The sequence below is a fragment of the Sphingomonas sp. CBMAI 2297 genome (assembly GCF_029870595.1).
Lineage (GTDB): Bacteria > Pseudomonadota > Alphaproteobacteria > Sphingomonadales > Sphingomonadaceae > Sphingomonas.
Genome location: NZ_JAPDIR010000005.1, coordinates 139,679 through 153,321, shown reverse-complemented (window position 1 = coordinate 153,321; position 13,643 = coordinate 139,679). Strand labels below are relative to the sequence as shown.

5 protein-coding genes are annotated in these 13,643 nt (G+C 63.7%); 3 read left to right on the top strand and 2 right to left on the bottom strand.

What is annotated here, in order from left to right; all coding sequences use genetic code 11:
- The first annotated feature begins 32 nt into the window (after positions 1–32).
- Genes OMP43_RS09265 through OMP43_RS09255 form a run of 3 tightly spaced genes read left to right on the top strand, consistent with a single transcriptional unit; the run spans position 33 to position 4,919 of the window.
- Complete coding sequence (locus OMP43_RS09265; RefSeq protein ID WP_280279430.1) at positions 33–884, top strand: hypothetical protein; 852 nt, start codon at positions 33–35, stop codon at positions 882–884.
- Complete coding sequence (locus tag OMP43_RS09260; RefSeq protein WP_280279429.1) at positions 877–4,224, top strand: hypothetical protein; 3,348 nt, start codon at positions 877–879, stop codon at positions 4,222–4,224. The genes OMP43_RS09265 and OMP43_RS09260 overlap by 8 nt, the downstream gene beginning before the upstream one ends.
- Entirely contained in the window at positions 4,221–4,919 is a 699-nt protein-coding gene (locus OMP43_RS09255) for a hypothetical protein (protein ID WP_280279428.1), read from the top strand. Before OMP43_RS09260 ends, OMP43_RS09255 begins: the two co-directional genes overlap by 4 nt.
- Here the strand turns inward: OMP43_RS09255 and OMP43_RS09250 are convergent.
- Together OMP43_RS09250 and OMP43_RS09245 are read right to left on the bottom strand one after the other, a co-directional pair.
- A complete protein-coding gene (locus OMP43_RS09250) occupies positions 4,916–11,305 on the bottom strand; it encodes an AAA domain-containing protein (protein WP_280279427.1) in 6,390 nt (2,129 codons plus the stop codon). The genes OMP43_RS09255 and OMP43_RS09250 overlap by 4 nt on opposite strands.
- Positions 11,302–13,596 carry a hypothetical protein gene (locus tag OMP43_RS09245; RefSeq protein WP_280279426.1) on the bottom strand — a complete coding sequence of 765 codons (2,295 nt, stop codon included), beginning with the start codon at positions 13,594–13,596 and terminating at the stop codon, positions 11,302–11,304. The genes OMP43_RS09250 and OMP43_RS09245 overlap by 4 nt, the downstream gene beginning before the upstream one ends.
- Positions 13,597–13,643: the final 47 nt, after the last annotated feature.

Below are 13,643 nucleotides of genomic sequence, written 5' to 3'. Positions count from 1 at the left end.
CGCAGGGGACACCCGAGAGACTCTGGGCGATCGTGACCGTGGTCGACGCCCATGGCGGAACGATTGCCCGGTCCGAACTCGAGCAATGGCTCAAGCCGCGCTGGGACGGGTTAACCGACGCCACCCGAGACCGGAACGACCGAGGCCTCGTCAACCAAGCGCTCCAGGCCGCCTCGGGGCTTGGTCTCATCGAGACCAGCAGAGATACGGTTGAGTTGGCCGTGCCGTCGCTGCCCGTGGACATTAGCGGTTTTGCTGACCTGGTGCACAGTCTGCTTCTAGCGCAGGCCGATCAGTCGTCGGATGCTGATATTCTCGACGCATTCGCCTGCGCGGTGGTCGAGACCGAGCTTCGCGCGAACCGGCAATGGCTGAGCGACCGGACCGCCGCGCAGATCGCGGATCTGTTCACGCGATCGCTCAAACCGCGTGCGATTGAAACCGCCGATCAGCGTTACAATACCTCCCGGCACGCCACCTGGATGCGGTGGGTGGAGTTTGTCGGCCTCAACCAGTCGATCGCGCCCAGAACGACGTTGCTCTCGGTGACCGACCGCCTGCATCGTGCGCTCCGGGCTAGCGACCTGCCGCGCGACGAAGCGATCGTCCCGGACGCCATGCTTGCCTGGGTCGCGTCAACCTTGCCGTATTTGGACAAGGGCACGCTGTTTTTGGCGGCCGCAAAGCGAATGGGGCACGTTCCGGGCACCTCGATTTCCCGGCTTCTGAGTGCTGCGCTGCGTGACTTGCACGAAGACGGCGTTATCCGTCTCGTCGCTCCGCGCGGCGATGCGCAGGTGGTGGCGAAGTTGGCGAGCGATACGTTCGCCGACATTCATGCCTTTAACGCCGTGATCCTCAACGGGAGCGCCCTCGATGCTTGAGGTCATGCCTGGCAGCGCGTGCTGGAGCGCGGAGTCGGCGGGCACGGTGTTCCGTGTCGAAGCGCTCGAGGGTAATGAGGCGGTCTTTCTTGCTACCCATTCACCGATCCGAGGCTTTTCGGTCAGTGGAGCGCGCGCGGACGAGATTCGAACCCTCGACGAACGCGGTGTGCTGGAGGCGCTCACGCCGCCCGGTGTTCACCACGCCTTCTGCGTGGTCGAAGGCGAACCAGGTTCGGGCAAATCGCACTTGATCCGCTGGCTCTATGTCAACTGGCCGGACAATAAGACGGATCGGCCGCTGCTGCTGCAACGCTCGGACGGCAGCCTCGAGGGCGCGCTCGCGCAATTGCGCGAACGGTTGCCGAGCGAGTTCAGGGAGTTGTTCGACGGGCTGGGAACGAAGCAGAAGGTTGCCGAGGCAGGTCGCGTCCGGACATTTCACTCGAACCTGCTGCAAGCGCTAAAGCCGGACCATTATGAACGGCCGCTGGTCGATCAGGACTGGTGCGAGCGTTGGCACCCGGCACAAATGCTCCGCCCCGACAATGTCGAGGAGCAATGGGGTGCACCCCGTCGCATTCTGCGGTTGATCTCGGGTAAGGACGGCGAGCGTAATTCCGAGTCCGCGCGGTTCAATGTGTTCGATGTTTACGACCTGATCGAACTGGTCAATCGCGACGATCTGAAATCCTCGAAGACGTTGAGCCTGCGGGCCGCGCTCATTGGCGAATCAGTCGATATCGAGGAAGCGCGCGAAGCGGGCTGGGATGCGGATCGGGTGGTTCGTGAACTGGGCTCGAAAATCCCGCAGCATGTCGCCTTCGCCGATGCGCTCAATCGTCGGAAGAATGATGCTATCCAGCATGTGGTCGGCGTCACCTCCGACAGTCTAAAGAAGCTTTTCCGCGAGGTCCGCCGGGCCTTGCGCGCCCGCGGCGAGCGGCTTGTGCTGCTGCTCGAGGACATCACCAGTTGGGAAGGTCTGGACGACAGCCTGATCGATGTGCTGACGACCAACGCCGACACGCGCAGCGACAATGAAGATACGCGCGATCAGTGCGACCTCGTCTCGGTGGTGGGCCTCACGCCCGATTATTATGACACCACGCTGCGGACCAACTATCAGGACCGCATCACCCACAAGATCAGCCTGGGTGAAGGCGAGCACGGCATCCAGGATGTCGCGATGATGCGCGATTCTGTGGATCGCCAGCGGTTCGTGAGCCGCTATCTCGCAGCGACGCGCGCCGGTCCGGAAAGCCTCAAGGTGTGGCGCGAAGCACAACGCATCGCGCCCGATCGCCCGCCGCCCAATCCCTGTCTCGACTGCTCGCGGGTCGAGGTGTGCCATGCTGTCTTTGGTGAGATTGACGGCATCGGCTTCTTCCCGTTCACGCCAAAGGCGCTCGATGGCTTCTTCAACGCGCTGAACGAGCAGGATCAGCGGCGGACGTGGAAGACTCCGCGCGGCGTGATCCAGTCGATCCTTTCTCCGAGCCTCAGACAGCCCGAGATACTGGATGCTGGAGCCTATCCCGGCGCAAATATCGAAGTACGGGCCTTTGATCCACGCACGCGCTACGCCTCGGGGGCGCTCGGCCGGTTGTTGCAAGCGCGTAGCCAGGATGAGACAGAACGCGAGCGGCTCCGGCGAACAATGACCTTCTGGGGCGCGACCGGGGATTTACAGACGACGCTCGAGCCTGGTGGCAATCTCGCTTTCCATGGCGTTCCGCAAGCCGTGTTCGAAGCATTCCGGCTACCGTGGTTAGGCGGCGAACCGGGCGACGCTGTGGTCGTGCCTGTCGAAGCGCCGGCGATCCAGCCGGAGCTGGCCCCGCCGCCGCCTCCACCTGCGCCAGCGTCATCGATACCTCTCGATGCCCGCGAGCCTGAACCGATCGTAGCGCAACCGCTTCCCGAGCCAACAACCGCGACGCCGACGCCGGCGCCGCCTGCAAGTGCAAAATCGGCACTCTCAACGCCGACACGCCAGGCCAAGCTTCGTCTCGACCCGGCAAACATCCAGCAGTGGCGCAAGGACGGCGGGAAGCTGCAGAATCCGAATGAGTGGAACGACGCCCTTTTCCGAATTGCCGATCAGATAGACCCACGCACCTCAGGCTATGACGGCTGGATCTGGAGCAGGTTGATCCAAGCCACCACGCTCAAGATCGAAGGAACGGCGGCAGCGCGCCGCGACCTCTTACTTCTTCCCGTTGAGGCCTGGCTTCAAGACGGACTCGAGGCCTATGCCGAGATCGAGGGCAATGCGACCGCGACCGCGGACGAAATCGAGTTCCGTCAAGCACGGCTGGCTAGGATGCTGCGGCATCTGAAGCGACACATCTGCGACTACATCGACAAGGTGCTCGGCGAGACGAAACGGGGCTCGCCGTGGAGGCCCGCCGTCGCCGCTGCCCAGATTCTGCTCGTTCGCGCCTGGTTGCGCGGCGCAGTTCTACCCACAGCAAGCCCCGCCGAACAATGGCGAGTGCTGTTGCAGGACGAAGGTATCGCTGAGAGCGCCCCAGCTTCGCGCACGACCAAGTGGCAGACTCTGCTGAGCGCGACTGCGCAACAACATGCCGGGCTGCGCACGTTGCTGCGCGAGAGTTTGAGTTTGCCGCAAGGCGATTCCAAGGAGTTCGGGCTCGCCTCGGGCGTGGCGGCTGGTGCTGTGGTGGTGCTGATCCGCACGCTCAAGTTCAGCGACATACCCGCCAAAGTGCTGACGCATACCGAAGCGCGAAAGATCATCGAGACTGCCGCTGAGCAACTCGTAAATGCGCATGAAGTGCTGCCGGTGATGATGAACGACGAGCAGCGGCGGTTGGCCGACCGGTCTGACCGGCTCCTTAGCCTGCTTCGTGGCCGTTCGCTCCGCGCGCACGGCGAGCGGGTCGACCAAGCCGTGGTTTCGGCGAGCAAGGCGCTGCCCGGCGTGGCGTCGGACAGGGTTCGCGAGTGGAAGACCGCCTATGAAGGCGTCCAAGGGACACTGACCGACGGAGCCCGCGATCTCCAAAGGACCCTCAGTGCGTTCGGGGCGACAGAAGAGGAGGATGCATTCCCGGAAGATTTTGGTGATGAAGCCGCATCGCCCGCAAAGACTCTTGCGTCGCTGGTCACGGCACAGGCAGCGCTTCTCGAAACAGTCTTCTTTGCCTTCACAGCTGGTGAAGCGGTCGTCAGTCTGCTTGCCGAGGCAGCGGGCGCGACGGTCGAGCAATCGGGGCCGGTGGCAGGGCTCGAAGGGATTCATGCTCAAGGTGCGGCCCTGATCGCTGCCGCGAACGAGATAACAACGCATCTCAAAGCGGCGAGGGCGTCATGACCGGGACCATCGACCCCTTGGAGCGTCTGGAGGCGGCGTTGCCCTATCTCCAAGGTGCCGTCAGTCAGCAACATCTCGGCAAGGCGCTGAGTCTGGCGGTCACCGCCAGCGCCGACGTGCCCCAGCGGATCGAACGGCTAAAAGCACTGGGCGAGAGCTATGCGCTGCTGCCCGGCTATCTGATCCAGCGCGCGGCGGAAATCAAAGAAGCGACCGAAACCGTTCTCGACCTTGGCGAGACGATGGAGGCAGCGAGCGAGCCCGAGCATCTCGAGGCGGTCGTGCGCGATGTGAGAAGGCTCGAACCCGCCGTTTCTTCGCTCCACCGCTCGGTGCTGGCGCTCACCGAGCTTTACACGCGCGACCATGTCCTGCCGCTCAGTGCGCTTGAGAAGCTGTTGCGGCGTCTTGGGCGTGACGAAGTGGCGAACGCGATTGGCCAGTTGTGGCTCATGAGTTCGGGGCTGGCGAGCGCGGGAGTATCGCTGCCGGACAAGCTCAAGGCGCTGCAGGAGGCGCGCGAGGCACTGACCAACGATCTCACAAAGCTTGCGAGCGATCCCGAGGTGGATGCGTTCCTGACCGGGTTCGTGTCCAAGGGAAGTATCAAGCTATCGCTGGTTACGCCCAAGGTACTCGTCTGGTTGGGCGAGCAGGCAGCCCTCGATCAGTTCACCGTTCAGCCGATCGACTAGGCCTCCGGTTTCTCAAGGAAGCGCGCGAGCAAGCGCCGGCTAACTGAACTCGCCATAAGTGATTCAGTCATCAGGTCGCTCTCCAGGTGCAGGCAGGCGCGGCATCCATCGACGCATTGGCGTGCCGCGAGCCTGTAAACCTGGTCCGCCAACCGCATCTCGGGACTCAGGCTGTCATCAAGATTTGCGTGATCCACGCCGCGATAGGCGTCGAGCAAGCGCCCGAGTTCGCCTGCGCCTGCTTCTGCCTGTGCGACTGCAGCGCTTGTCACTTCCCAAGCGGTCGGCTCCCGACCGCCGCGCATAGACAGACCGGCGACAACCTGTTCGATTTCGGTGGCGAGATCGTAAAGCGCGAACTGGCTCGCGCCGATTTCTTCATGGCCAAACAGGATCCGGATCATCGGGGCAGGCAGCACCCCGTCAGAGCGACCGAGCGCATGAGCGATCTCGGCGAGGTGATCGGGGCGCATCGGATCCTTGGCGCGCCAGGATACGTGTTCGTCGGGCGAAGCAAAGAAGCGAGCGGCGAGCGCGTCGTCTTCGGCGGCCGGGCATCGGGTGAGGAAGCCTTCGCTCAGAAGCTGCGCGAAGTTGGCTAGGTTAGCTTCGAACGCGCGGGTCGTTCCATCACCCAATTCGCCAAGTTCGGCGATCGTGATCACGTCCGCGCTTTCCGCCGGAATGTCCGTGCCGAATTGTACGGGGAGTTTGACGTGCGCGACGATGCGCCGGTCGTCGCCGCCTCCGGTCAGAAGGAAACCGAGTTTGAGGCGTTGGGCGATGCTGTGTAGGACCAACGTGCGCAGATAGCCTGCAAAGGCTTGCTCGTCCTTCATTTCAGCAAGGACGGCCTTGAACATGTCCCTGAAGGCAAAGCTGCCAAGTGCTGCCGCCACTCGTTCGACGCGCCGGACGCTGAGCAGCGGATGCTGGCTGAGCAGTGTCGCCCGCGTATCTTCGAACAAGGCGGCGAGATCGTCCGCGTCCCAATAGGACAAAAGTCCATTGAGACGCTTGCGTAGCGCGGGCTCGCCGGCCGCCGCGGCGAAGAGTTCGGCGCCGCGCTGTGCCTCATAGCCATTCATACCGATCGCCCGCGCCCGCGCCTCGACCAAGTGGCGCATCCATTGGTTCATGAACCAACGCCGGTCCGCCGGGGCGCTTGCGAGGCGCGTCCGCTCGTTCGCCACGAACGCATCCAGGCGCGCACTGTCGAGGCGGAATTGGACGCCTTCGGTCGAGACGTGGAAACCGTGAAGAAGCGTGTCGTCAGTCCCCGGCGCAGTGAAGGTCTGGCTGAACACCACAGGATCTTCGCGGCGATCCTCGACGCGGATCTCGCTATCGGCGCCCCAATATAGTCTCAAGACCGCGAGGCCCGAATTAGCACGGCCCATGCCGTCGCCGACATAGGTGGAGAGGTTCTTCAGCCAGGTCTCAGCCCCGGCTAAGTCGAGCGTCCGCCCCTTGTCGGGTTTTGCCGCGACGATCGGGAAGCCGCGCAACTCGCCGCGGGATTCGTGCGAGATCCGGCGGGGGCGAAGTTGCTGATCCTCCGAGTGGCGAATGACCGGCCCTTCACCGGTCACCTCGCAGATCCAGCGCGTCTGCCAATCGGCGCCCACCAAGAAGCCGAGCTTTTCCAGACTGATCTGTCGCGGGCGGGCAAATTCCGGAAGGAGCCGATCACCGACCCGCTCGCGCCCCTCGATCGGAAGTTCGGCACGCAGCGCCTCCGCTCCCGCCTGATAGGGCCAACGTTCGGCGGCGGCAAAATCATTGGTGTCGAGCCACGGCGCGCGTCCATTGGCTGGCGGCAGCCAATAGGCTTCGGTGGGGTGAAAACGGCGTGTGACATTGCCTGGCGCCGTGGCAGCGAGGCCCAGCATAATGTCTTCGCGCTTGCCCTCGCTTGCACTCCCGGTTCGCACATGAAGTTCAGGCAAATTGATCGTGTCGAACAAAAGCTGCGGCACCCAATCCAGGGCCGCCCGCAGGTCAGGGATGCGACGGCGCTCGTCGAGATCAGCGCCGGCCCGATTTGCGCCAGCCTTCTCCCAAAGCTCGGCCAGCGAGCCCAAGTCGAGCCGCTCGGCGATATCCGCTCCAAACAAGTCCATCACAGAAGCTTCGGCGCTCGCCCAAGCCGGTTGCGTTGGCTTACCCCGGAAATCGAGCGCGGGCGCGCCGGTGCGAGACACATAGGCGGCGAGGCCGTCCAACATCGCTGCGAGCACCTGACCGCGTACGACGAAATGGTTTTCCGGGTTGATCGGCACATCGAAGCCGGCAGGCTCGATCATCTCGTGCGGATGAGCAAACCACCAGCTGTCGCGGGGCGAATAGAGGGACAATGTGATGCCGGTCATGGGGCGATCGTCGATCCCTCGACCGCCACGCCCCTTGCGCTGGATGAAGCTGGCGAGGTTCTGAGGGGCGTAGTGCTGAAAGACCATCGTCATGTCGGGGTCGTCGAACCCGACTTCGAGCGATGAGGTCGCGAACAGGATGTCGCTCGACTTGATCAGCGCGTCCACCTTGCCTTCGGTCGCGGAGGAAATCGGTTGGTTCGCCACCTGCAGCGGAGAGCCTGGTTGGAGCGCGCCGTGGGTGGTGACCTGAAATTTGTCGGTCGCGGCAAAGAACCAGCATTCGCCATCTTCGAACCGATCGCAGCCATGGGGTTGGCCGCAGCATTCGCGCCTCGGGGTCCCGGTGACCGGGTCATCGGGATAGCGTTCGGTTCGAAGTGCAAACAGATTCTGCTCTTCTTCGGCATCGACAAAAGCGCTGTGCATGCGTCGGAGCTTGTCGATCGAATCGAGGAAGACGAGCGAGCGGTAGCCACCCGCTTTGCCAGTGCGGCGCCGCATACCGTGCGCCAAGCACATCACGGACTGGATCGTTGTCGATGCGCCCGCGATGTCGCTTCCGCGCGACTCGATCTCCGGCTGGATGAAGAAGAAATATTCGCGGCCGCGCGGATTCGTGTCGCTTTCCGTCGGATAGGGCCGGATCGCAGTCACGGCATCGCGTCCGATCAACCGGCCCCAGGCCATCGCGGGGTCGCCGAGCGTCGCGCTCATGCCAATTGCGAGCGGCACTACTCCGCCCGCATTAACCTTCGCCCGGTGGATAAGGCGGCGGAGCGCATGCCCGACTTGGGCTCCGTGAATGTGTGAGAAAAGATGAATTTCGTCGGCTAGCACAGCGCGTGGGGCAGCGAACCCGGGCCTATCCCCGAAGATGCGACCGTAGTCGGGATTGTGCATCCATTGGTGGAGCGAGTCTGTCGTCGGCAGGAAGAAGGCGGGCGGCGTCTGCATCAACCCGGCCTTGGAACCGACCCATCCGTTGAAGCGCCAACCGCAGCCGAGACAGTCGAGCCGATCCGCGCCTTCTTCGCCGGCGGCAATGTCGAGGAGCAGCGGGGATTCACATTCCGGACAGCCGAAGAAGGGGAAATCCAACTTGCCCGGCGCGGCGGTCCGCCAACCTCGCGCGACATCGTCGGCGTGGAGGCGATCGAACCGGCGCGGCACGGCCGCGACCTGTAGCCCGATCGTAAGCAACGGCATCCCATCGATCGCGCTGAGGGCCGCCAGATACTTGGTGAGCCGCTGTGCCTGGTTCGCAGCGAGCCGCACGCGCGGGTAGGCGATGACCGCGCGCGTGCCCTGTATTCCCGCCAGCCGGTCTGCCGCCGCGGCGGTGATCATCGGTAAGCAAGCGGCTTCGGTCTTGCCCGAACCAGTATCGGCCGAAATCACGATCTGCGGCCCGCCATCAGCATGCCAGGCAGTGAGTATCTCGTCGAAAGCGCGTCGCTGAAAGCCTGCGATCTCCGGATCGTCACCCCATTGTCCTGCCAGCATCGCAGCGACGCCATCGAGCGCGCGTAGAACCTCCGGCTTTGCGGCGAAGCGAGTGCGGAGGCCGTCCAATACGCCTGCTAGCTTTACGTCGCGGTTCGGTTTGTTGCGGTCGCGCAACTCGACCTTCAGGCTGCGCACCAGATACGGCCGGGCACTGGCGTCGTCGGGACGGAAGCGCTGTTTCACATAGCGCAGTTCGCGAGCGAGTTCGCCCATGCGACTGCGCAGTCGCTGGTCCTCTGCGAGCATCGCATAACCATGCGCCACGAGCCGTCCCACCGACAGGCCGACTGCCGAGCGCGGCCGCTCGAGTATATCTGCTAGCCGCTGCGGAGAGATCCAACTCTCGAAAATGCCGAAATTGATCTGGTCCGCTTCGATCGCCTCAAGCGCGTTCAGGACGACGAAGTCGTCATCGCCAAGTTCGGGAAGGGAAGCGCTGTCAGGCGCTTCCGCTTGCCGGCGGCGTTCGGCCAACTCAACCCGGATGCCCCCGCCCTCGCTGAGGAGACGAATGAAACCGGTTTGCGCCAGATCCTGAAGGTGGCGGAAAAGCTGGTCGTCTCCCTGCTTCGTCATCCAGGCGAAGCGTTCCCGGACCCGGTCGTAATATGGCGCCTTGCGACCGCTGCGCGCGCCGATGATCGCTTCTTCGACCCGTAGCGCGAAGTCCGGATCCTCGTGGGTGAACACGCGGCGGGGCTGCGGGAAGGGTTGGGCCGCCCACCAGGGGCCGTTATTACCCGAGCGTTGCTGGAGGGAGATCCAGCCTAGATGGTGCAGCGAGACAAGATCGGTCAACACCGAGCGTTCGTCCCGCGCGAGATATTGCCGGAGGCGACCGAGCGGGACGTTGTTGTAGCTGCTCCCCAGGCTCAGTTGATCAACGGCATCGTAGACCGCCTGAAGCGCGGAAGTCATCGCGGCCACCGGCGTGGCGGTGGGTTCGGGTTTCAGGTCGGCAAGGACCGGCGTCTCGTCGAATCCGCGGACCATCACTTCGATGCCGACCGTCCGTCCCGCGGCGTCCTGGACGGCAATTTTGCCCTTAGGCGCGCAGGAGGCGACGAACTCGCGCATCAGTTCTACCTGATCAAGAGTCTCTTGGTCAGCCGGCGTCGCTTCGAGGAGCTTGCGGCTGATCAGCACGATCAGTTTGCTGCGGGCACGGGTCGTGGCGACATTGAGCCGCTCTGGGCTGAAGATGAAGGCCGCTTCTGCCAGCGCGAACTCTGGATCGGCGACACAGTAGGAAAGGATGATGCAGTCACGTTCCTTGCCCTGGATGCGATCGACGGTTTCAACGAACGGGACTTCTCCATCGTTCGCGAGGAGCGCTGCAATCTCCTGATTGTGCGCACGGTGCGGACTGACCACCGCCATACGCTCGCGCCAGAACTCCCGCGCGTCACAGGGCGCCGTCCCTGATTCGCCGAGGATCGATGCGCGGAGCACTTTCGTCAGCCGCGACACGATGCCGGCTTCGAACGGGCTCCGTGTCGCCGCGCTCGGCCCCTCATGCACCAGGACGCAGATGGGCCAGTCGGGATCTAGGACGACGCGCTCCCACTCGCTCAGGTTTGATGCCCAACCTTCCGCGAGCGGCAGACGACGGGCCTTGGTCTCGTCCGTCGAGCGAAACTTGCCCTGATAGAAATTGGCCTCGGGAAAACGCGTGAGCGGAGCGTTGAGGCGAAAGGTCTCTTCGAGCGCGAACTCGCGCGCTGCAGCGGATTTGAGATATTCATAGAGCGATCCACCGAGGTTACGCCCTTCGATCTCGACTGCACGCGAGACGCGGATCGGCGGCAATTGCTTGTTGTCTCCAGCGACCACCACCCGCCCCGCGGGCGCCAGCGCACCAAGCGTGATCAAGCCGTGCCCGAGGGGCATTTGCGATGCTTCGTCGATGCAGATGAGATCGAAGGCGGGCGCGAACATTCCGTTTGCGCCGGAAAGCCGTCCACTCTGGAGGAGCTTGTAGATGGTCCAGACCGATGCGCCGACCACCAGATGTGGCGCCGCGATCTGATCGACCGCATCCTTCAGACCAGTTGTCCCGGTCCGCTCGATGTGGAGAATACCGCCAGCCAGGCCGTCAGGTGGCGCAGACCCAATATAGACGAGCGGGAGTTCGACACCGTGGGCCAAGACGCGCTTGGCAACGCTGTCGAGCAGATTGCCAATCGCGGCGCGGGTGAAGGCGCTGACCAGCACCCGACACGGCCTCCCGGCTGCCCGGCACGCGAGCACATAGCCAAGGATCAGCCAGGCCAGCAGATGCGTCTTGCCGGTTCCGGGCGGGCCGAGGATCAGGCCTGCGCGCTCGCTGGCGAGTCCGCGCCATGCCGAGACCTGGGCGTCGCGCAGTGGAAAGTCTCCGGCCGCGGCCAACATCGGTTCGGCAAATTGTTCGAGCGCCGCCAGCCAGACCTCAGGCGCGTCCGCGCCGCGCGCGAATGCCGGGAGGTCCCGTAGGAACTCCAAAACGTCGTCGCTTGCACTCATGGCTGGGTCGATCCGATCAGCGCGCCGATATAGGCAGCCGCGCGCGGGCCGTTAATGTCGGTGAAGCTGCGATCAATATGCCAGACCGACTTATCGGCAGAGCGATTGAACATTTGCTGAAACACCGGGCCGTCGAAGGCCGCGGCAGACATGTCGAGCGTCAGGAAGCGCTCGGGGCGATCCGGCCGACGCCGCCAGAGATTAATCGCGCAATCGCCCCATGCGGTGGGATCAAGGCGCATGTCGGGATCATCGTCGGTGAGTATCAAGCCGAGATCCCCGGCGGTGATATCGCTCATCAGGCTCTCGGGCGGCACATAGAAGGTCATGCGTTGCCGGCCCCCATGACGCTTGTTCGCAGTCATCTTCATGCCCGCAATACACCGTCCGGCGTCACGCCGTTGCGAGGCCGGCTGCGCGAGCCCGATCAGCGCGTCGAGCAGTCCTGCTCGGCTTTCCAGGACTTCCATTGCCCGCAAGACATCGAGGTCGACGACGTCGAGCGGATCGAAGCTCGCATGGAAGATGAAGGGCTTCTTATTCAAGCGCTGCAGACCACTCGCTCCGGCTCCTCGCTCGGCTGCATCGGCCGCGAACAGCCAGTCAACGATCGACGATAGCGCCGCGAGCCGTGCGGCAACGTCGCGGCCAACCGCGATTGCGTCCGGGCTGTCTGCTCGCCCCTCGCGCAGACCGCGGATCACTTCGATCGAGAGCAGCGAGGAGAATGGTCGGGCAAAGGCCGCCTCGGGCTGATAGGGCGTTGCGATCAGCGCGGCATCGGCCAGAGCCGCCGATACCTGGCGGAGGTCGTAGGACACCGTAACCGGAAGCGCGTAGAGTTGCTCGACGACATTGCGGACGGCAGTCGCGGGCAAATGGTGCGCGCCGCGAAACTCAGGCTCAGGCACCACATCTTCCGGTGGGAAGATCCGGACGATGTGAAGGAGCCCGGCGCGGATACGCGGATCGTCTAGGTGGCGCCCGATCGCCCGCTGCAGATTTTGCGCTTCGGCGGGTTCATAGAAGAAGATGTGCGTGGTCGATGTCGGAGCGCCGCTGTCCAGGGCGGCGCGATTGAGCGCATCGATCGCGCCGAGTTCGTCGAGCAGCAAGGTGAATATCCGGCACATCGCGTCGGCCTCACCGGCGCGATCGGCGCGTTCGATAACCTCGATCACTGGCTGATCGACACCTCCTTTGCGGACCAAGAGGCCAATCGAGGTTAGCATGTCGTCCACGGGATCGTGATCGACGACGAGGTGGATCGCGATGTCCACGCGAGGCGGCATAAGGAAGCTATGCTCTTCGCGGGACCGCAAGGGGCGCGCTTCGACCAGTGCGCGTGCCCTTAAGCGAAGCTGATCCGCTCGGCGCTGAAGCGTCCAGCCAACCCCATCGCGCTGGCCGATGCCTTCGGCCTTGGCGAGTGCGGCGACGGTTCGAACGCCATTTGCGTGAAGAGCGCGTTTCGCCTCGTGCGATACACCCGCGACCGCGGACACGTCGCGCCGCTCGGGCGGCAGGTCGGCCGCGATCGATCGCTCGCAATGCGGCAGATAGTTGCACTGCTCGCATTTGAAATAGACATGGAAGAAGGTCTTGTCGCCGCCCCAGCCCGGCTCGACGGGGACCGAGGCGATCGCACCGATCTGCTCGCGGCAGAATTTGTCGACCATGCGCAGATAGGGCGCGAGCAGGAACCTCTCGGTCTGATAGTCGGCGCCCTCGGCGGTGCCATTGTCCGGGATGCGCCACACCTCGCCATGATCGTCGATCTCGGCGTCCACGCCGAGTTCCTTGAGCGCGAGCTCAAGCAACCGGACATAGAAGGCGACCTGGGTCTTGTGAAAGGCGGTAGCCTTGCGGGTCGCCTTGATGTCGATGACGCTGAACACCGGCCGTGCGCCGCTTCGATTGACCCGGATCAGGTCGGGTTTGGTCTGGCGGACCTGAAGGGACGTACCGGCGAGCAGCAGCGGCGCCGATTTGGGCCGCAGGTTCATCTGCCAGGCATACCGCTCGGTCTTGGCGCCGGTCAGGAATCCCCGCGTCTGCTCTTCGGTCAGTACCTTCTTGCCCGCAAAGGGCCGCAACACCGGTGACCCTAGCGAAAGGACGATCCGATCCTCATAGGCGTTGCCGAGCTGCGCCCAGAGTTGTTCCCGCTGATCGGACAGGAGCGGGATTGCCGACTGCTCGGCCGGCTCCATGATGTCGTACCGTGTCTTGCGTTCACAGCGATACTGGAACCACGACTTGACCGTCGATGCACTGATTCCGCCGGCCATTGAACCCCTCCGGCACCAACTTGCCGAGACTTTCCAAGGCGTCAATC